Below are 18,891 nucleotides of genomic sequence, written 5' to 3' on the forward strand. Positions count from 1 at the left end.
CCCCGCAGATTCCCGAAGAGAGGGAAGCAGGCTTACCAGTAGAACTGGATGCGGCCTTCGACGATGTTCGGGTTGTCGTCGACGGCGCGGCGGGCGGTCGTGGACCACTTGCTGGAGTCGACCATCACGTAGTTCAGCGCGAACTTGAAGTTGGAACGCCAGTACCAGTTCACGCCGGCGGTCCAGATGTTCTGCTTGCCGCCGAGCACGCCGGTGACGGCGCCCGTGGTCGGGTTGCCGCTGCCGTCGTTGAGGTCGAGCGTGTCGTAGCGCAGGCCGAGCTGCCACATGCCGGCGCCCGGATCCTCGGGCAGGTTGGTGACCGGCACGCCGGCCTTGTAGCCCCAGGTCTCGCCGGTGACGTTCCACACGCCGCTGATGTAGGCGCCGTCGGTCTTGTAGTCGCCGTGGCCGGCGCCGTAGCGCTTGAGGTTGGACTGGTAGTACTCGCCCTGCAGCTTGACCGGGCCGTGCACCCACAGGCCTTCCGCGCTGACGATGCCGGTGCGGTCGGTGTCGGTCAGGTTGCCGCTGTCCACCAGGCGCTGGGTGGCCAGGTCGGCGTCCGGGCGCGAACGCAGGCGGAACGCATCGCCGTCGGTGTCGTAATCCACGTAGGCCAAGCCCACGTGCAGGATGTTGCCGGTCTCGTTGATCGGCGCCCAGGTGCCGCGCACGCCGTAGCCCGAGCCGTGGGCGAGGTTGCGGGTCAGTTCGCGGCCGAAGTAGCTGCCCGTGACGCTCCAGTTGACGTCGCCGACGCTGTAGGCGACGCCGGTGCGGCGCGCTACGGCGTAGGTGTTGGTCACCGCCGCCTTGGAGATGAAGTCGTTGAAGCGCGTGCTCGACAGCTCTTCCATGCTGTTGGGCTGCTTGAACTGGCCGACCTGCAGGTAGTGGTTGGCGTCGCCGCCGAGCTTGTACTTGACGTTGACGTCGAGCCACTTGCCGCTGGAGGCCACCGCGGTGCTCGGGTTGGTCGCGCCGTTGTTGGACGGATTGGCGACCGTCACCGACTTCTGCGAGCTGGCGTCGTAGCCGACGACCCACTCGTAGTTCCCCGGGCCCTTGCCCTTGACGATGATTTCCGCGCGGCGGATGCCGTACTCCGTGTCCTTGCCGTTCGCGCCGGCGCTGGCCGCGGTGCCACCGGTGCCGGCCGAGTTCAGGTCGACCAGGTCGTTGTCGTACCAGTTGCCTTCGGCCTGGACCAGGCCTTCGAAGGAGACTTCCGAACCGCCGATCACGTCGAGCGCGACTTCGGCGTGAGCGGCCGGCGCCACCAGCGCGGCCAGCAGGGCGACGGACAGGGTGTTGCGGGACAGTTTCATGGAATTAGCCCTTAGGGCGTGGAGAGGACCCGCGCAGGCTAAGTAGTGAAGATTGCGTAAATGTGACAGCGCTGACTTATTTCCCGACGGTGACCGTCCGATGACGGCGTGCCGGGCGACGCGATGCGTCCGGATCAGTTCAGCGCGTGGCGGGTACGGGTTCGCCCGGGGTCTTGTCCGGGAACCGGCACAGGTCCCGGATCGCGCAATGCGGGCAGTCGGGTCTGCGTGCCTTGCACACGTAGCGCCCGTGCAGGATCAGCCAATGGTGGGCGTCCTGCAGGTAGTGCGGCGGCACTACGCGCTCCAGCCCGGCCTCGACCGCGCGCACATCCTTGCCCGGCGCCAGGCCGGTGCGGTTGGCGACGCGGAAGATGTGGGTGTCGACCGCAATGGTGGGTTCGCCGAAGGCGGTGTTGAGCACCACGTTCGCGGTCTTGCGACCGACGCCCGGAAGCGCCTCGAGCGCTGCGCGGTCACGCGGCACTTCACCGCCGTGCTGCTCGAGCAGCTGGTGCGCCATCGCGACCACGTTGGCCGCCTTGGTATTGAACAGCCCGATGGTGGCGATGTAGGGCTTCAGCCCTTCCACGCCGAGCGCGGCGATCTTCGCCGGCGTGTTGGCTACCGGGAACAGCTTGCGCGTCGCCTTGTTCACGCCGACGTCGGTCGCCTGCGCCGAGAGCGTGACCGCGACGAGCAATTCGTAGGGCGTGGCGTACTCGAGTTCGGTCGTCGGTTTCGGGTTGAGCTCCGCAAGGCGCGCGAACATCTCCTCGACCTCGGCCGGAGACAGGCGCTTTCCGCCGCGTTGCGCGCGCGGCCTTGCCGCGGTTTTTCGCACCGGCGGCTTCTTCGCCGCCTTCTTCGCCACGCTCATGGCTTGTGGCGTTCCGCGGCGCGGGCCTTGGCGCGCGCAAGCGCCGCCGCCGCCGCGGTGGGCAGCGCGGGCTTGTCGTCCGTGCTCGCTGCAGCAGCGGGTGCCGCGCGTGCGGCCAGGCGTTCCTGGGCCCGGCGCTGCAGGCGTGCCTGGCGCGCGCGGAAGCGTTCGCGCGCGGCGAGGGCGCGTTGCCGCGCGTCGCGCGCGGCAGTCATCGTCTCCACGCAGGCCGCACTGCATTGCCCGCACGGTGCGCAGCCGAGCAGGCCCGCATCGAGTGCGCCATCCAGGTCGTCCACGGCCAGCGCCGCCACGATCGCGTGCTGTGGCGATCGCGCGTGGCATCCGCATAGGGGGCAAGCGATGTCGGTCATCGGCAGTGAGTTCGAGCGCTAGGGGATCAGGCGCCCTTGAACTCCGGCTTGCGCCGCTCGAGGAAGGCCGACGTGCCTTCGCGCATGTCCCCGGTGGAGAACATCAGGCCGAACTGCGCCGACTCGAATTCCAGTCCTTCCTCGATCCCGCACTCGCCGCCGATGTTGATGCAATCGATCATCCCGCGCAGTGCCAATGGCGCGGCGTTGGCGAGCTGTTCGGCCAGCTTCATCGTTTCCGCTTCGAGGTCCGCGGCCGGCACCACGCGATTGACGATGCCCAGCTGCAGCGCGCGCGCCGCATCGATGGGCGCGCCGGTCAGGCACAGCTCCAGGGTCGCGGCGCGTCCTGCCAGCCGCAGCAGGCGCTGGGTCCCGCCGAAGCCGGGAATGAGGCCGAGATTGATCTCCGGCTGGCCGACCTTCGCCGATTCGGCGGCAATGCGCAGGTGGCAGCACATTGCCAGTTCCAGGCCACCGCCGAGGGCGAAGCCGTTGACCATCGCGATGACCGGCTTGGGCATGCGCTCCACGCGCCGCATCATGCGCGTGCCGCGCAACGAGAAGTCTCTGCCCTGTACCGGCGTCAGCGAGTTCATCTCGGCGATGTCGGCCCCGGCGACGAACGCCTTGGGCCCAGTGCCGGTGAGCACGACCACGCGGACGCCCGGATCCGCGGCGGCGGCATCGAAAGCGACGTGAAGGGCATCGAGCGTGGCGGCGTTGAGCGCGTTCAGCTTGTCGGGGCGGTTGACGGCGACGATGCGGATCGCGCCGCGGTCGGTAGTGGAGACGGGGGCGGCGGAGTTCGTGGTTTCGGACATGGCGTGTGGGAAGTTTCCGGCCGCAGGGAACTCCATGCGGGCCTTGGGGTCACAGGGGAGGCGTCAGTGGCGGTTAAGCCCTGTCGCCGTTATCCTAGCGCGCCCTCGTGGTCAACCGGTCTGGTTGGCAAAAAGGGGCATATCAGTTTGCCGGGCGGCACAGGCCGCCTTCTTTTCATAAAGAGGTTCCAACGAATGAAGTTGCGTCTGATTGCTGCCGCCGTTGCGGCTCTGTTCCTCGCCGGCAACGCTGCAGCGCAGGATACTTCGACGGAGAAGGGCAAGCTGAGCTATGCGCTGGGCTATGACCTGGGCCGCAATGCGGTCGAGAGCGGCGAGCCCGTCGACATCAACACCGTCATCAAGGGCCTGCAGGACGGCTACTCCAAGAAGCAGCCGTCGGTGCCGGTCGACCAGCTCCGCACCGCCGTGCAGAACATGCAGAAGCGCCAGGCGGAGAAGGCCAAGGCCGAGTGGGACAAGGCGGCCGCCGCCAACAAGACCAAGAGCGACAGCTTCGTTGCGGCCAACAAGGCCAAGCCGGGCGTGAAGGCGCTGCCGAGCGGTGTGCAGTACCGCGTGATCGAGGCCGGCACCGGCGCCAAGCCGAGCATGGCCAGCACGGTCCAGTTGGAAGTCGCGGGCCCCTATCCGTTCGGCGAGCGTCCGGCGCAGCCGCGTCCGGCAGGCCAGGTCCCGGGCATCAAGATCAGCGAGATCGAAGTTGCCGCGATGCGCGAAGTCCTGCAGCAGATGCCGGCCGGCTCGAAGTGGGAAGTCACGCTGCCTGCCGACAAGTACATGGGCAACAACCCGGAGAGCCGGTTCCCGCCGAACGTCGCGGTGCAGTTCGAGATCAAGCTCGTCAGCGTGAAGTAACGCAGCGTCCCGGTTTTGGTTTCACGCATTGCGCCGGCCACGAGCCGGCGCAATGCATTTCGGGCCGGACAAAACCCGTAAACTCGCCCCCATGACGATCTACTTCCGCGCCGTCCTGAGTCCCTGCGTTGGCGTCTGTTCCCTCGGTGAAGACGGCCTGTGCGATGGCTGCCACCGCACCACTAGTGAAATCGCGCGCTGGTCGCAGATGAACGACGACGAGCGCCTGCACCTGATGGAGGCCGTCCTGCCAGAGCGCGAGTCGCGTCGCGGGTGACCGGGCCGACCGTACCGCTCCCGAGCATCGTTGCCGCGCTGCATCCGCTGGCAGCCGTGCCGACCGGCGACGGCTGGAACCACGCGGAGATCATCGACCTGCTGCCCGACGGGCATGCGCTGGTCGAAGCGGCGGTGCTGGTCGGGCTGGTTCCCCGCGAAGAAGGCACGCAGGTGCTGCTGACACGCCGCACCGACGCCTTGCGCCACCATGCCGGGCAGGTCAGTTTTCCAGGCGGACGCCTCGAACACGAGGACGCGGATGCAGTGGCAGCGGCCGTGCGCGAGACGTTCGAGGAGGTCGGCATCGCGCCAGCGCAGATCGAACCGCTGGGGTATCTCGACGCTTTCACCACGATCACCGGCTTTCGCGTGTTGCCGGTCGTGGCGACCATCGACGTTGGTTATGTGGCGAGCCCGGATCCCAACGAAGTCGCAGAGGTGTTCGAAGTGCCCCTGGCTTTCCTGCTCGATCCGGCAAACCTCGGCAGCCTCTCGCTGGAACATCGCGGCCGCCCGCGCCTGGTCTGGGAGTTCACCTACCCGACCCAGCGCATCTGGGGCGTGACCGCTGCGATCCTCTTGAACCTGCGCGAACGCCTCGCTGCAGGCGGCGGGTGATCGAGGGGCTGGCCAACCCCTACAATCCTTGCAAAACGCATTGGGAGAGCGCGCGATGGGATGGAACACGCTGGTGCAGGCGGAGACCCTGGCGGTCGCACTTGAACGCCCGGACCTGGTGATCGTCGATTGCCGTTATTCGTCCGTGAGTCCGGGGGCGGGGGAAGTCGCCTACGACCACTCGCATCTACCGGGCGCGGTTTACGCACACCTGGATCGCGACCTTTCGGACATGTCCAAGCGCGGCAACGGCAACGGGCGCCACCCATGGCCGGACGCCGCGACCTTCACTGCCAAGCTCGGCCGCTGGGGCATCTTGCCGCACCACCAGGTCGTCGCCTACGACGACGCCGATGGTGCGATGGCATCGCGCTTCTGGTTCCTGATGCGCGCCCTGGGCCACGAGAAGGTGGCGGTGCTGGACGGCGGTTTTGCCCACTGGAGCGGACTGCGCCTGCCATTGAGTTCCGACCTGGTGCGACGCCGGCCGACCACGTACACCGCGCAGTTCGATGAGTCGTTGTTGCTGGATGCCGCCGCGGTGCAGGCCAGGGTCGAGGCGGGCGATCTGCTGCTGGATGCACGGCCGGCGGATCGCTTCCGCGGCGAGAACGACCTCATGGATCGCGTGCACGGCCACGTGCCCGGCGCGACCAACCGGCCCTATGCCGAGAACCTACACGAAGGCCGCTTCAAGCATCCGGTGCAGTTGGCCGAGGCATTCCGCCAACTGCTGGACGGTCGACCACCGGAGCAGGCGATCATGATGTGCGGCTCCGGGGTGACTGCCTGCCACAACCTGCTGGCCATGCAGCGCGCGGGCATGCCCGGGGCAAAGCTGTACATGGGGTCATGGAGCGGTTGGATCGAGAATCCCGAGCGTCCGATCGCGACCGGTTGACCGGGCTACTTGCCCAGGCGCGCCACCAGCGCCTTCAATCCGGCCTGCGTGTCGGGCTCCGTCCACGCATCGATGAAGCGTTCGAGTTCGATGTTCTCCGGGGCTACGGCGGCGATCAGGTCCGCGCGCGAGATGGCTCGCGTCGTCAGCACGGGCTGCCGCGGCAACATCAGCAGCGCCTGCAGCCAGGCCACGGAACGGGCAACCACCCGGTCGCCGGGCACGACCTCGTCCACCAGGCCGATCGCAAGGGCGCGCTCGGCATCCACCAGTTCGCCCGTGGCCAACAGCACGCCGGCGCGATGCTTGCCCACGGTTCGCTCCATCAGCCGCTGGATGCCCGCCGGCGCAACGAGTCCCACCTGGGTCTCGTTCAGTCCGATGCGGAACGGGCGCGCCGGATCGTCGGACTGCCCCATCACGCGATAGTCGCAACACAGTGCGAGCACGCACCCGCCCGCAGGGGCGTGGCCGGTGAGGGCGGCGACGACAGGCACGGGAGCGGCGGCCAAGGCACGGACCGCCTCGAAGAACGCTCCCCAACCCGCGAGCAGCGCGCGGCGGTCATCGCCAAGCGAGAGCAGGAAGGGCACGTCCAGCCCGGCGGAGAACACCTTGGGGTTTCCGGACAGCACCAGGCCGGCCGCACCTTGGGCCACGGCTGCTGCGATGGCGCCCTCCAGCGCGCGGCACAGTTCGGGATCGAGCGCATTGACTGGAGCGCGGGCGAGGCGGATTTCGACGATGCCGCCGTCGTGGCGGTAGGTTTCGATGGCCATGCGTGAAGTCGTCCGGGAGGCTGCCGTTATCATAGGCGCATGAATCGCTCCCGAGCTTCCGTGTTGGTGCTGTGCCTGCTGCTCGCGTTGCCAGCCTGTGCGCGCGAATGCGCGCCGCAGGTTCGCGACGGCTGGATCCGCCTCACGCCGGTGAAGATGCCGATGATGGCCGGCTTCGGCCGCATCGAGAACCGCTGCCCGAGGCCGGTCACGATCGTGGGCGCCAGCAGTCCGGCATTCGCCGATGTGTCGCTGCACGAGACCCGCGTTGTCGGGGGCGTCAGCCGCATGCGCGCACTGCCCGAGCTGCGCATCGCCCCCGACGCCTCCGCGGTGTTGAAGCCCGGCGGCATGCACATGATGCTGATGGAGCCGCGCGCGCCGCTGAAGGAGGGCAGTCGCGTCGTCGTCGAGTTCGCGCTGAAGGGCGGCGGCGTCCTGCGCGGCGAGCTGGAAGTGCGCAAGCCCGCGCCGTGACGCGGAACGAACGCCGCGAAGGCGTTCGTGCCGCGATCAAGCCATTGCAGTGCGCACGGCTTGCGGAAGCGGAATCGGGCGACCGCTGGCGCGCTCGATCCAGACCACGACGACGTGGCCGTCGCAGTACAGCGTCGCGCCGTCTTCCGACATGATGCGGTGGCCGATGGTGACGCTGCTGGTTCCCAGGCGGTCAGTGAATAGTTCGACCACCACGTCGGACGGATACGGGATCGGCATCCGGTAGTTCAACTGCACGGCAGCCAACAGCGGTGCCATGGTCTCGCTGACCCACTCACCGCCCCAACTGGCGAACCAGCGTATGCGCGCTTCCTCGAGGTAGGTCAGGAAGTTGGAATTGTTGACGTGGTTGAACGCGTCCAGGTCGCGCCAGCGCAGCGCGACGGGCATGCGGAACAGCACGGGTTTGTTCGTGGATTCCATGTTCATGCAGCGGACTTCCGCTTCGCCGGCTTGCGCGCCGTCTCACCCGGGGTGATGCCCAGCAACGGCGCGAGGAAGCGACCGGTGTGCGAGTTCGGTAGCCCCGCGATGTCTTCGGGCGTGCCGGTGGCGAGGATGGTGCCGCCACGGTGGCCGCCTTCCGGGCCGAGGTCGATCACCCAGTCCGCCGTCTTGATCACATCCAGGTTGTGTTCGATGACCACGACCGTGTTGCCGTCGTCACGCAGGCGATGCAGCACGCTGAGCAGGTGCTCGATGTCGTGGAAGTGCAGGCCCGTCGTGGGCTCGTCGAGGATGTACAGGGTGCGGCCGGTGTCGCGGCGGGAAAGCTCCTTCGACAGCTTCACGCGCTGCGCCTCGCCGCCGGAAAGCGTAGTCGCGCTCTGGCCCAGCTTGATGTAGCTCAGGCCGACGTCCATGAGCGTTTCCAGCTTGCGCGAGATCGACGGGATCGCCTCGAACAGGTTCAGCGCATCCTCCACCGTCATCTCGAGCACGTCGTTGATGTTGTAGCCCTTGTAGAGGATCTCCAGCGTCTCGCGGTTGTAGCGCTTGCCATGGCAGACGTCGCAAGGAACGTACACATCCGGCAGGAAGTGCATCTCCACCTTGATCAGGCCGTCGCCCTGGCAGGCCTCGCAGCGGCCGCCGCGCACGTTGAAGCTGAAGCGGCCGGGCGAGTAGCCGCGGGCGCGCGCCTCGGGGACCTGGGCGAACAGTTCGCGCAACGGCGTGAACAGGCCGGTATACGTCGCCGGGTTCGAGCGTGGCGTGCGGCCGATCGGCGACTGGTCGATGTCGACGACCTTGTCCCACAGGTCCAGGTTCTCATGCGAGTGGAACGGCGCCGGCGTATGCGAGGCGCCATTGAGTTCGTTGGCCGCGATCGCGAACAGCGTGTCGTTGATCAGCGTCGACTTGCCCGAACCGGACACACCGGTGATGCAGGTGAACAGGCTGGCGGGAACTGCCAGGTCGACGTCCTTGAGGTTGTTGCCGGTCGCGCCGCGCAGGTGGAAGGTGGTCTTGGGATCGGGCTTGTGGCGCTTGGCCGGCACTTCGATCTTCCTCTTGCCGCTGAGGTACTGGCCGGTGAGCGAGCGCGGGGCCTTCAGCACGTCGCTGAGCTGGCCTTGTGCCACGACTTCGCCGCCGTGCACGCCGGCGCCAGGCCCGATGTCCACTACGTGGTCCGCGAGGCGGATCGCGTCTTCATCGTGCTCGACGACGATGACCGTGTTGCCGAGGTCGCGCAGGCGGGTGAGAGTGCCGAGCAGGCGCTCGTTGTCGCGCTGGTGCAAGCCGATCGACGGTTCATCGAGCACGTACATCACGCCGACCAGGCCGGCGCCGATCTGCGAAGCCAGGCGGATGCGCTGCGCCTCGCCGCCCGACAGCGAGTCGGCCTTGCGTTCCAGTGTGAGGTAATCGAGGCCGACGTCGACCAGGAAGCGCAGGCGGTCGGTGATTTCCTTGACGATCTTGATCGCGATTTCGCCGCGCCAGCCCGGCAGGTTGAGCGCCTTGAAGAAGGAGAGCGCCTCGTCGATCGGCAGCACCACCAGTTGCGGCAACGGCCGGTCGGCGACGAACACGTTGCGCGCGGCGCGGTTGAGGCGGGCACCATGGCATTCGGTGCAGGCGCGCTCGCTGATGTACTTGGCCAGCTCCTCGCGCACCGCGGCCGATTCGGTTTCCTTGTAGCGCCGCTCGAGGTTCGGAACGATGCCCTCGAAGCGGTGCTTGCGCTGGTGCCGCGTTCCGCTCTCGCTGGTGTAGGTGAAGTTGACCGTTTCGTCGCCGCTGCCGAACAGCACTGCGTTGCGCACCTTTTCCGGCAATGACTGCCATGGTGTGTCGACGCTGAACTTGTAGTGCTTGGCCAGGGACTGGATCAGGGCGAAGTAGTAGGCATTGCGGCGATCCCATCCGCGCACCGCGCCGGCGGCCAGCGACAGCTCGGGATGCACGACCACGCGCGCCGGATCGAAGAACTGCGCGACCCCGAGGCCATCGCAGGTCGGGCAGGCGCCGACCGGCGAGTTGAACGAGAACAGGCGGGGTTCCAGTTCGGGCAGCGAGTAGTCGCAGACCGGGCAGCTGTACTTGGAGGAAAACAGCTGCGGTTCGGCCTCGGGCTTGTCGATCGAATACACCGCTGCCATGCCGTCGCCGAGCTTGAGCGCGGTTTCGAAGGATTCCGCCAGGCGCTGCTTGATGTCGTCGCGCGGCTTGAAGCGGTCGATCACCGCCTCGATGGTGTGCTTCTGCCGCAGCGCCAACGGCGGGACGGCGTCGATTTCATGCAGTTGGCCGTCGACGCGCACGCGCACGTAGCCCTGGGCGCGCAGCTGTTCGAAGATCTGCGCATGCTCGCCCTTGCGCTCGCGCACCACCGGGGCAAGCAGCATGTAGCGCTGCTCCGGGTCGAGCGTCAGGACCTGGTCGACCATCTGGCTGACCGTCTGTGCTTCCAGCGGGTAATGGTGGTCCGGGCAGCGCGGCGTGCCGACGCGGGCGTAGAGCAGGCGCAGGTAGTCGTAGATCTCGGTGATCGTGCCGACGGTTGAGCGCGGGTTGTGCGAGGTAGCCTTCTGCTCGATGGCGATCGCCGGGGACAAGCCCTCGATGTGGTCGACGTCGGGCTTCTCCATCACGCTGAGGAACTGGCGGGCGTAAGCCGACAGGGACTCGACGTAGCGACGCTGGCCTTCGGCGTAGATCGTGTCGAACGCCAACGACGACTTGCCCGAGCCCGAAAGCCCGGTGATCACGATCAGCTTCTCGCGCGGGAGGTCGAGATCGATGTTCTTGAGGTTATGCGTCCGCGCGCCGCGGATGCGGATGAAATCCAGCGCCATTGAGAGTGGGGATCCGGGGGCGAACAGGGGAGCGTAGCGAGCGGACGAAATGGGGGCAAATCACCCCATTTGCCAGTCTGCTCGACCGCCGTCGCAGCACCTGCGACAGGGGCGGCGGCAACGATTCAGGCTGGCGGCTGCGGAAATTCGGCCCCGGGGGGGGGGGGCGGCCCAGCGGGCGGCTTAGGGGGAAGGCCGGCCTCAAGCGGGGCCTGGAACCGGTCGGGCTGGCCGCCCCGCTTCCGGTTGCCAGGCGGGTTGACCCTAACTCCCTGAAACCTATAGAATTCCGCTTCTGTCCGCCCGTGTGGGCGCGGCAGGCGACCAAAATAACTACAGAGGAATCTGGTCATGTCGTATGCAGTTGTACTCACCGGCGGTAAGCAATACCGCGTGATGAAGGGCGAAACCCTTCGCGTCGAACTGCTCGAAGCCGATGCCGGCAGCGAGATCAAGCTCGACAATGTGCTGATGATCGGCGATGGCGAAACCATCAAGATCGGCGACGCGCTCAAGGGCGCCAGCGTCAGCGCCAAGGTGATCGGCCACGGCCGCGCCGACAAGGTGCGCATCGTGAAGTTCCGTCGCCGCAAGCACCACCGCAAGCAGATGGGTCACCGTCAGCACTACACCGAAATCGAAATCACCGGCATCGCCGGCTAAGCAGGAGAAGCAGCCATGGCACACAAAAAGGGCGTAGGTTCCTCGCGCAACGGCCGCGACTCCAACCCGAAGTATCTGGGCGTCAAGATCTACGGCGGCCAGTCCATCGAGGCCGGCAACATCATCGTGCGTCAGCGCGGAACCAACTTCCACCCGGGTTCGGGCGTCGGCCTTGGCCGCGACCACACCCTGTTCGCGCTGGTCGACGGCAAGGTCGAGTTCTCGACCAAGGGCCCGAACAAGCGCCGCACGGTCAGCGTCGTCGCCGCGGAGTAATCCGCGCATCGCGACGTAGTCCGGCGAAGCCCCGCTCCGGCGGGGCTTCGCATTTCAGGCAAGCGGTTTCCGTCCGTTTGTGAACCCGCCCGCCTTCCTATCTAATTTCCTCCCATGAAACTCGTCGACGAAGCCGAAATCCAGGTAATTGCGGGCGATGGCGGCAACGGCTGCGTTGGCTTCCGTCGCGAGAAGTTCATTCCGCTCGGCGGCCCCGATGGCGGCGACGGCGGCGACGGCGGCAGCGTCTGGCTGGTCGCGGACGAGAACCTCAATACCCTGGTGGATTTCCGCCACCAGACGAAGTTCAAGGCGCAGCGCGGCGAAAATGGCATGGGTCGGCAGATGTACGGCAAGGCCGGCGGCGACCTGATCATTACCGTGCCCGTCGGCACCGTGGTTGCCAACGTAGAGACCGACGAGGTCATCGGCGATCTAACCACTCATGGCGAACGCCTGCTCGTCGCCAAGGGCGGCAAGGGCGGCCTGGGCAACATGCACTTCAAGAGCTCGGTCAACCGCTCGCCGCGCAAAGCGCTGCCAGGCCTGCCGGGCGAGGAGCGGACGCTCAAGCTCGAACTGAAATTGCTGGCCGACGTTGGCCTACTGGGATTCCCCAATGCCGGCAAGAGCACCTTCATCCGTGCGGTGTCGGCGGCAACGCCGAAGGTGGCGGACTATCCGTTCACCACGCTCTATCCGAACCTCGGTGTGGTCAGCATCGAACACCACCGCAGCTTCGTCATCGCCGATATTCCGGGCCTGATCGAAGGGGCCGCCGACGGCGCGGGCCTTGGCACGCAGTTCCTCAAGCACCTGCAGCGCACGCGCCTGCTGCTGCATCTGGTCGATATCGCGCCAATGGAAGGTGGGGTCGAAGGCGTCAACCCGGCCGAGCAGGTCCGGGCCATCGAGCGCGAACTGGAAAAGCATGATCCGGAGTTGCTCCAGAAGCCTCGCTGGCTGGTGCTGAACAAAGCCGACCTGCTGCTGGAAGAGGAGCAGCAGGTCGCCGCCCAGGCCATCGTCGACGAACTCGGTTGGAAGGATCGCTGGTATCTGGTCTCTGCCATCGGCCGCGAGAACACCTGGCCAATCATGCTGGACGTGATGCGCTTTTTCGACGAGCTCAAGGAAGCCGAGCACGAAGCAGCCGATGAGGCCGCTTTCCGTGCCCAGGTCCAGGCGGATCGCTCCGTCGATGAAGCCTGAGCTGTCGCTTTTCGCGAGCAACAAAAAAGCCCCGCTCATGGCGGGGCTTTTTCAGCCGGCGCTTGCGGCGCCGGCGATGGAGCCGCGTGCCTTAGGCAGCAGCCGACAGCGCCTTGATGCGCGCGGTCAGACGGCTCTTGTGGCGAGCGGCCTTGTTCTTGTGGATGAGGCCACGCGAGCTGAAACGATCGAGAATCGGCTGCGCCACGTCGAAGGCAGCCTTGGCGCCGGCGGCGTCGTTGGCGTCGAGTGCCTTGAGGACCTTCTTGACGGCGGTGCGGAGCATCGAACGCTGAGCGGCGTTGCGGGCATTGCGCACGACGGTCTGCTTGGCGCGCTTCTTGGCGGACTTGATATTGGCCACGACAGGAATCCTGGAAACTGGGTGTTGAAGGGTTTTGGGAAAATCAGACAGGAAAGTATGGGCGATTCAGTAGCTTGCGTCAACAACCCGCTGCCGGGCGGACCTCGATCCAACGCTGTCGCCTCCGGGAGCGTGGCATGACCAAGCCCCGGATGCTGCGTGGGGTGCTGTCGTTCGGCAGCATGACCATGGTCTCGCGGATACTGGGCCTGGTCCGCGACATCGCGATCCAGACCACCTTCGGCGCCAATGCGGCCACCGACGCCTTCTGGGTCGCGTTCCGCATTCCCAACTTCATGCGCCGGCTGTTTGCGGAGGGTTCGTTCTCCACGGCGTTCGTTCCGGTTTTCACCGAGATCAAGGAAACCCGCCCGCATGCCGACCTCAAGGAGCTGATGGCCCGCGTCTCGGGCACCCTGGGCGGAATCCTGCTGGTGGTGACGGCCCTCGGCCTGATCTTCACGCCCCAGGTGGCGTGGCTGTTCAATCTAGGCGGGGGCGTCCATACCGAGAAGTTCGGACTTACCGTCGACCTGCTGCGCCTCACGTTCCCGTTCATCCTGTTCGTGTCGCTGACCGCACTTGCAGGCGGAGCACTGAACAGCTTCCACAAGTTCGGCATGCCGGCGCTGACGCCGGTGATCCTCAATCTGTGCATGATCGCCGGTGCGCTGTGGCTGGCGCCGCACCTGCAGGTGCCGATCACGGCGCTCGGCTGGGCGATCCTCGTCGGCGGCGTCCTGCAGTTGCTGTTCCAGCTGCCGGCACTGCGCAGCCTCAACCTGTTAACCCTGCCGAAGTGGGGATGGAACCACCCCGACGTGCGCAAGGTGGTCAAGCTCATGGTGCCGACGCTGTTCGGTTCCTCGATCGCACAGATCAACCTGTTGTTCGACACGGTGATCGCCGCGCTGCTGTACACGGGCTCGCAGACCTGGCTGTCGCAGGCCGATCGCTTCCTCGAGTTGCCGCTGGGTGTGTTCGGCATCGCGTTGGGCACCGTGATCCTGCCGACCCTCTCGCGCCACCATGTCAACACCGACCGCGAGGGCTTCTCCAAGGCGCTCGACTGGGGCCTGCGCACGAGTCTGCTGATCGCGCTGCCCGCGATGCTGGGCTTGATGTTGCTCTCCCAGCCGCTGGTCGCCACCTTGTTCCAGCACAAGCAGTTCACCGCCTTCGACACCAGGATGGCGGCGATGTCCGTCTTCGGGCTGAGCTTCGGGCTGCCGGCCTTCGCGCTGGTGAAGATCCTGCTGCCCGCCTTCTATGCCCGCCAGGACACGCGCACGCCGGTGCGCGCCGGCGTGGCTTCGCTGGTGTCCAACATGGTGCTGAACGTCCTGTTCCTTGCCGTCCTCTACCTGCTCTGGGTTCCGGCCTCGGAGCAGGGCAACCTGATGCGCGGACTGGCGAGCACGCCCGGCCTGCATCTGGCGATCGGTTTGGCGAGCGCCCTGGCGAGTTACATCAACCTGATGCTGCTGTGGCACTGGCTGCGCAAGGCCGGGGTGTATCAGCGCCAGCCCGGGTGGGCGCGCCATCTAACCCGGCTGGGCCTGGCGTGCGCGGCCATGGCGGTCGCGTTGCTGCTGGCGCTGTACTGGATCCCGGACTTCACTGCCATCAGCAAGTGGCAGCGCGTCGGTTACCTCGCGGCGCTGGTCGGTGGCGGCGGCGTCGTTTACCTCGCGGCGCTGCTGGCGCTGGGCTTCCGCCCGCGCGATCTGCGCGAGCATTGAGACCGGGCCGGCGCGGCTATACTTCGGTAGAGCGGTTTTCCCGCGCAAGCCCGGCCCTGCCGGGCTTCGGTTGACTGCCCGGCCGCTTCGGCCGGGCCACATCAGAGATTCCATGAGCAGGCTGTTTCGCGACGTCGAAGGCGGGCCCCGGTGCCCGCACGGCAGTGTGGTCTGCATTGGCGCCTTCGACGGCCTGCATCTGGGGCATCAGGCGCTGGTGCGCCGCACCGTTGAGCGTGCGCGCGATCTGGGAGTGCCTGCGGTGGCGCTCAGCTTCGAGCCACTGCCCCGCGAATTCTTCGCCCAGGGCGAACCACCGCCCCGCCTGCTGCTGCCGCGCGCCAAGGTCGAAGGATTGCTGGAACTCGGCGTCGACCAGGCTGGCCTGTTGCGGTTCGACCGCCGGCTGAGCGGGCTGCCGGCCGAAGAGTTCGCGCGGATCGTGCTAGGTCAACGTCTTTCGGCGCGCGAAGTGTGGGTCGGACCCGACTTCCGTTTCGGCAAGGCGCGCATGGGTGATATTGCCCTGCTGCGCAAGGTCGGCACGGACCTCGGGTTTGTCGCCCATGAGATTGTTCCGGTGGAGTTGGACGGCGAACGTGTATCGAGCACGCGTATCCGCAACGCGCTGCAGGCCGGCGATTTCGCCGCCGCCGCGCGGTTGCTCGGGCGCGCATATGCCATCGCCGGGCACGTCGTGCGCGGCAGGCAATTGGGTCGGGAACTGGGCTTCCCGACCGCGAACCTCCGCTTCGGCGGCAAAACGCCGGCGCTGTCGGGCATCTATGCCACATGGGTGCATGGCGTCGGCAGCGCACCGCGCGCCTCGGTTTCCAGCCTGGGCACGCGCCCGACGGTGGCCGGAATCGAGCCGTTGCTGGAAGCCCACCTGTTCGACTTCGCCGACGACATCTATGGTTGCCGGATCGAAGTCGAATTCGTCGCCAAGTTGCGCGACGAATTGAAATTCCCGGATCTTTCCTCGCTCACCGCGCAGATGCATCGCGACGCCGAACAGGCGCGCGCGATCCTGTCTTCCGGTACTTCGAACAAACGAGTCTTTGCCTGAGCACCCCGCTGTGACCGACCAAGAAGCCAGCCGCTACAAGTCCACCCTGCAACTGCCCGCCACGGAGTTCCCGATGCGCGGCGACCTGCCCAAGCGCGAGCCGGAAACGCTGGCGCGCTGGGAAGGCGAGGGCTTGTACCAGCGAATTCGCGCGAAGACCGGCGGCCGCGAGAAGAGCTTCGTCCTGCACGATGGCCCGCCCTACGCCAACGGGGCGATCCATATCGGGCATGCCGTCAACAAGGTGCTAAAGGACGTGATCGTGAAGTCGAAGCTGCTCGCCGGCTTCGATGCGCCATACGTGCCGGGCTGGGATTGCCATGGTTTGCCGATCGAGCATGCGGTGGAGAAGAAGTTCGGCAAGGTCGGCGACAAGCTCGACGCCGCCGCGTTCCGCGCCAAGTGCCGCGAATACGCGGCCGAGCAGATCGACCTGCAGCGCCGCGACTTCAAGCGCCTGGGCGTGCTCGGCGACTGGGAGAACCCGTACCGCACCATGGACTTCGCCACCGAGGCGGGAATCATGCGTTCGCTGGCGAAGATCATCGAGCGCGGCCATCTGGTGCGCGGCGCGAAGCCCGTCCACTGGTGCTTTGATTGCGGTTCCGCGCTGGCCGAGGCCGAGATCGAATACGCCGACAAGGTGTCGCCGGCGGTGGATGCCGCCTACAGCGCGCGAAACCCTTCCAGGCTGGCCGCTGTGTTCGGTGTGCCGGTGGAAGAGGGCGTCGATGTCGCGATGCCGATCTGGACCACCACGCCATGGACGCTGCCCGCCAGCCTCGCCGTGAGTATCGGCCCGGAGCTCGAATACGTCCTGGTCGAAGGCCCCAGGAGCAAGGACGGCGGCAGGCGCCTGCTGGTGCTTGCCGAAGCGCTGGCGACCAAGGCGCTCGCGCGCTACGGCGTAAGCGACGTTGTCGTGTTGGGCAACGTCAACGGCAGCGATCTGGATGGCCAGCTGCTGCAGCATCCGTTCTACGCGGACCGCGACATCCCGGTGTTGCTGGGCGAACACGTCACCGCCGACGACGGTACCGGCGTCGTCCATACCGCGCCCGGCCACGGCCAGGAAGACTTCGTGGTGGGCCAGCGCTACGGCCTGCTGGAGAAGTACACCGCGGCGCAGATGAATCCGGTCGATGGTCGTGGCCTTTACCTGTTGTCGACCCCGCCGGCTGACGGCGTCACGCTGGCCGGACTGCACATCTGGAAGGCGAACGACGTCATCATCGACGTGCTGCGCAACAGCGGCCACCTGCTGGCGCAGTTCAAGCTCGAGCACAGCTATCCGCACTGCTGGCGCCACAAGACGCCGGTGGCGTTCCGCGCCACGCCGCAGTGGTTCATCTCGATGGAGCAGGCCCACCTGCGCGAGGACGCGCTGCGCGAGATCGGCAAGGTGCAGTGGATCCCCGAATGGGGCGAGGCCCGCATCTACGGCATGATCGAAGGCCGCCCGGACTGGTGCATCAGCCGCCAGCGCACCTGGGGCGTGCCGATCGCGCTGTTCGTCGATCGCGAAACCCAGGAGCCGCACCCGCGCGCGTCCGAATTGATGCGCCAGGTTGCCGACGTGGTCGAGCGCGAAGGCGTCGACGCGTGGTATTCGCTCGATCCTGCGGCGGTGCTGGGCGACGAGGCCGCCAGGTACGACAAGGTCACCGACATCCTCGACGTCTGGTTTGATTCGGGCGTGACCCATGAATGCGTGCTGGCGCAGCGTCCGCAGGACGGATTGCACAAGCCGGCCGAGCTGTACCTGGAGGGTTCGGACCAGCATCGCGGCTGGTTCCACAGCTCGCTGCTGACCGCGGTGGCGATGGATGGTGTGGCGCCGTACCGCCAGGTGCTGACGCATGGCTTCACCGTCGACGAGCAGGGCAAGAAGATGTCCAAGTCGATCGGCAACACGGTGGAGCCGCAGAAGGTGATCAACGCCATGGGCGCCGACGTCCTGCGCCTGTGGATCGCCTCGACCGACTACCGCAACGAGATGTCGGTTTCAGACAACATCCTCAAGCGCAGCGGCGATGCCTATCGCCGCATCCGCAACACCGCGCGCTTCCTGCTGGCGAACCTCAATGGGTTCGAGCCGGCGCAGCATCTTTTGCCGCTCGATGAGATGGTCGCGCTCGATCGCTGGATCGTGCACCGCGCGTTCGAGCTGCAGCAGCAGATTGCCCAGGCGTACGAGGACTACGATTTCGCCGCCATCGTGCAGGCCCTGTCCAACTTCTGCAGCGTCGACCTCGGCTCGCTGTACCTCGACGTCACCAAGGACCGCCTCTATACGATGCGCGAGGATTCGCGCGGACGCCGTTCGGCGCAGAGCGCGATGTTCCGCATCGCCGAGTCGTTCGTGCGCTGGATCGCTCCGATCCTGAGCTTTACCGCTGACGAGATGTGGCGGTACCTGCCGGGCGAACGGGATGACAACGTCCTGTTCACCACCTGGTACGACGGCCTTGCGCCGCTGCCGGAAAACGCCGCCCTGTCGGCGGCCGACTTCGACCGGCTGCTGGCCCTGCGCGAGGAGGTCAGCAAGACCCTGGAGCCGATGCGTGCCGCCGGCGAGATCGGCGCGGCGCTGGATGCTGAAATCGGCCTGCGTGCCAGCGTTGCCGACCAGAACTGGCTGGCGCCGATGGCCGATGAATTGCGCTTCCTGTTCATCAGTGGCGACGTGGAGGTGCTGGCCGACGATGCCGCCAAGGACATCGCGGTGCTGGCGACGCCGACCACCAAGCAGAAGTGTGTGCGTTGCTGGCACCGCCGTGCCGACGTGGGCGCCAATGCCGGGCACCCCGAGCTGTGCGGCCGCTGCGTCAACAACGTGGAAGGCCCCGGCGAGGATCGACGCTGGTTCTGACCGCGCGTTCCTTCGTTTCCCAATC

17 protein-coding genes and 1 pseudogene are annotated in these 18,891 nt (G+C 66.7%); 10 read left to right on the forward strand and 8 right to left on the reverse strand.

Annotated features, from left to right (window positions below):
- Positions 1-32 precede the first annotated feature (32 nt).
- From BP05_RS00525 to BP05_RS00540, 4 genes are all read right to left on the reverse strand, one after another.
- Entirely contained in the window at positions 33-1,331 is a 1,299-nt protein-coding gene (locus BP05_RS00525) for an OprO/OprP family phosphate-selective porin (RefSeq protein WP_496359395.1), read from the reverse strand.
- 139 nt (positions 1,332-1,470) lie between these two features.
- The gene (nth, locus tag BP05_RS00530) at positions 1,471-2,211 is read right to left on the reverse strand and encodes an endonuclease III (RefSeq protein ID WP_496359396.1); all 741 of its coding nucleotides are present in this window, start codon (positions 2,209-2,211) and stop codon (positions 1,471-1,473) included.
- Positions 2,208-2,585 (reverse strand): hypothetical protein, encoded by a 378-nt coding sequence (locus BP05_RS00535; RefSeq protein WP_496359398.1) that lies wholly within the window; start codon positions 2,583-2,585, stop codon positions 2,208-2,210. The genes nth and BP05_RS00535 overlap by 4 nt, the downstream gene beginning before the upstream one ends.
- Before the next feature lie 26 nt (positions 2,586-2,611).
- Entirely contained in the window at positions 2,612-3,409 is a 798-nt protein-coding gene (locus tag BP05_RS00540; RefSeq protein ID WP_496359400.1) for an enoyl-CoA hydratase/isomerase family protein, read from the reverse strand.
- A 195-nt stretch (positions 3,410-3,604) separates the two neighbouring features.
- On the opposite strand from BP05_RS00540, the gene BP05_RS00545 reads away from it, so the two are divergent.
- The 3 genes and pseudogenes from BP05_RS00545 to BP05_RS00555 all read left to right on the forward strand — a co-directional run bounded on the left by BP05_RS00545 (position 3,605) and on the right by BP05_RS00555 (position 6,086).
- The gene (locus tag BP05_RS00545) at positions 3,605-4,288 is read left to right on the forward strand and encodes an FKBP-type peptidyl-prolyl cis-trans isomerase (RefSeq protein ID WP_496359402.1); all 684 of its coding nucleotides are present in this window, start codon (positions 3,605-3,607) and stop codon (positions 4,286-4,288) included.
- Between the two features lie 91 nt (positions 4,289-4,379).
- Positions 4,380-5,185: pseudogene (locus BP05_RS00550) on the forward strand (CoA pyrophosphatase).
- Positions 5,186-5,240: 55 nt separating this feature from the next.
- The gene (locus BP05_RS00555) at positions 5,241-6,086 is read left to right on the forward strand and encodes a sulfurtransferase (protein ID WP_496359403.1); all 846 of its coding nucleotides are present in this window, start codon (positions 5,241-5,243) and stop codon (positions 6,084-6,086) included.
- A 5-nt stretch (positions 6,087-6,091) separates the two neighbouring features.
- Here the strand turns inward: BP05_RS00555 and BP05_RS00560 are convergent, their stop codons facing one another.
- Complete coding sequence (locus tag BP05_RS00560; RefSeq protein WP_496359405.1) at positions 6,092-6,865, reverse strand: enoyl-CoA hydratase/isomerase family protein; 774 nt, start codon at positions 6,863-6,865, stop codon at positions 6,092-6,094.
- Between the two features lie 39 nt (positions 6,866-6,904).
- On the opposite strand from BP05_RS00560, the gene BP05_RS00565 reads away from it, so the two are divergent.
- Complete coding sequence (locus BP05_RS00565) at positions 6,905-7,342, forward strand: copper chaperone PCu(A)C (RefSeq protein ID WP_496359407.1); 438 nt, start codon at positions 6,905-6,907, stop codon at positions 7,340-7,342.
- 36 nt (positions 7,343-7,378) lie between these two features.
- On the opposite strand, the gene BP05_RS00570 is transcribed toward BP05_RS00565, so the two are convergent.
- Positions 7,379-7,792 (reverse strand): acyl-CoA thioesterase, encoded by a 414-nt coding sequence (locus BP05_RS00570; RefSeq protein WP_496359409.1) that lies wholly within the window; start codon positions 7,790-7,792, stop codon positions 7,379-7,381.
- Positions 7,789-10,668: an excinuclease ABC subunit UvrA gene (gene uvrA, locus BP05_RS00575; RefSeq protein ID WP_496359411.1), complete on the reverse strand. Its 2,880-nt coding sequence runs from the start codon at positions 10,666-10,668 to the stop codon at positions 7,789-7,791. The genes BP05_RS00570 and uvrA overlap by 4 nt, the downstream gene beginning before the upstream one ends.
- 351 nt (positions 10,669-11,019) lie before the next feature.
- Here uvrA and rplU point away from each other — a divergent pair, with 351 nt between their 5' ends.
- From rplU to cgtA, 3 genes are all read left to right on the forward strand, one after another.
- Positions 11,020-11,331 (forward strand): 50S ribosomal protein L21, encoded by a 312-nt coding sequence (rplU, locus tag BP05_RS00580; protein WP_496359413.1) that lies wholly within the window; start codon positions 11,020-11,022, stop codon positions 11,329-11,331.
- A gap of 15 nt (positions 11,332-11,346) precedes the next feature.
- A complete protein-coding gene (gene rpmA, locus BP05_RS00585) occupies positions 11,347-11,607 on the forward strand; it encodes a 50S ribosomal protein L27 (protein WP_496359415.1) in 261 nt (86 codons plus the stop codon).
- Between the two features lie 114 nt (positions 11,608-11,721).
- Entirely contained in the window at positions 11,722-12,819 is a 1,098-nt protein-coding gene (gene cgtA, locus BP05_RS00590) for an Obg family GTPase CgtA (protein ID WP_496359417.1), read from the forward strand.
- Positions 12,820-12,910: 91 nt separating this feature from the next.
- On the opposite strand, the gene rpsT is transcribed toward cgtA, so the two are convergent.
- A complete protein-coding gene (gene rpsT, locus BP05_RS00595) occupies positions 12,911-13,183 on the reverse strand; it encodes a 30S ribosomal protein S20 (protein WP_496359419.1) in 273 nt (90 codons plus the stop codon).
- Positions 13,184-13,335: 152 nt separating this feature from the next.
- Here rpsT and murJ point away from each other — a divergent pair, with 152 nt between their 5' ends.
- From murJ to ileS, 3 genes are all read left to right on the forward strand, one after another.
- Complete coding sequence (murJ, locus tag BP05_RS00600; RefSeq protein ID WP_496360582.1) at positions 13,336-14,925, forward strand: murein biosynthesis integral membrane protein MurJ; 1,590 nt, start codon at positions 13,336-13,338, stop codon at positions 14,923-14,925.
- A 112-nt stretch (positions 14,926-15,037) separates the two neighbouring features.
- Positions 15,038-15,994 (forward strand): bifunctional riboflavin kinase/FAD synthetase, encoded by a 957-nt coding sequence (locus BP05_RS00605; protein ID WP_496359421.1) that lies wholly within the window; start codon positions 15,038-15,040, stop codon positions 15,992-15,994.
- A 73-nt stretch (positions 15,995-16,067) separates the two neighbouring features.
- Entirely contained in the window at positions 16,068-18,866 is a 2,799-nt protein-coding gene (gene ileS, locus BP05_RS00610) for an isoleucine--tRNA ligase (protein ID WP_496360584.1), read from the forward strand.
- The last annotated feature ends 25 nt before the right edge of the window (positions 18,867-18,891 follow it).

The sequence above is a fragment of the Lysobacter oryzae DSM 21044 genome (assembly GCF_059568595.1).

Bases quoted from the DNA above. Each gene is read 5' to 3' on its own strand.
- BP05_RS00525 (WP_496359395.1), bottom strand. From the start codon at position 1,331: ATGAAACTGTCCCGCAACACCCTGTCCGTCGCCCTGCTGGCCGCGCTG.
- nth (WP_496359396.1), bottom strand. From the start codon at position 2,211: ATGAGCGTGGCGAAGAAGGCGGCGAAGAAGCCGCCGGTGCGAAAAACC.
- BP05_RS00535 (WP_496359398.1), bottom strand. From the start codon at position 2,585: ATGACCGACATCGCTTGCCCCCTATGCGGATGCCACGCGCGATCGCCA.
- BP05_RS00540 (WP_496359400.1), bottom strand. From the start codon at position 3,409: ATGTCCGAAACCACGAACTCCGCCGCCCCCGTCTCCACTACCGACCGC.
- BP05_RS00545 (WP_496359402.1), top strand. From the start codon at position 3,605: ATGAAGTTGCGTCTGATTGCTGCCGCCGTTGCGGCTCTGTTCCTCGCC.
- BP05_RS00555 (WP_496359403.1), top strand. From the start codon at position 5,241: ATGGGATGGAACACGCTGGTGCAGGCGGAGACCCTGGCGGTCGCACTT.
- BP05_RS00560 (WP_496359405.1), bottom strand. From the start codon at position 6,865: ATGGCCATCGAAACCTACCGCCACGACGGCGGCATCGTCGAAATCCGC.
- BP05_RS00565 (WP_496359407.1), top strand. From the start codon at position 6,905: ATGAATCGCTCCCGAGCTTCCGTGTTGGTGCTGTGCCTGCTGCTCGCG.
- BP05_RS00570 (WP_496359409.1), bottom strand. From the start codon at position 7,792: ATGAACATGGAATCCACGAACAAACCCGTGCTGTTCCGCATGCCCGTC.
- uvrA (WP_496359411.1), bottom strand. From the start codon at position 10,668: ATGGCGCTGGATTTCATCCGCATCCGCGGCGCGCGGACGCATAACCTC.
- rplU (WP_496359413.1), top strand. From the start codon at position 11,020: ATGTCGTATGCAGTTGTACTCACCGGCGGTAAGCAATACCGCGTGATG.
- rpmA (WP_496359415.1), top strand. From the start codon at position 11,347: ATGGCACACAAAAAGGGCGTAGGTTCCTCGCGCAACGGCCGCGACTCC.
- cgtA (WP_496359417.1), top strand. From the start codon at position 11,722: ATGAAACTCGTCGACGAAGCCGAAATCCAGGTAATTGCGGGCGATGGC.
- murJ (WP_496360582.1), top strand. From the start codon at position 13,336: ATGCTGCGTGGGGTGCTGTCGTTCGGCAGCATGACCATGGTCTCGCGG.
- BP05_RS00605 (WP_496359421.1), top strand. From the start codon at position 15,038: ATGAGCAGGCTGTTTCGCGACGTCGAAGGCGGGCCCCGGTGCCCGCAC.
- ileS (WP_496360584.1), top strand. From the start codon at position 16,068: ATGCGCGGCGACCTGCCCAAGCGCGAGCCGGAAACGCTGGCGCGCTGG.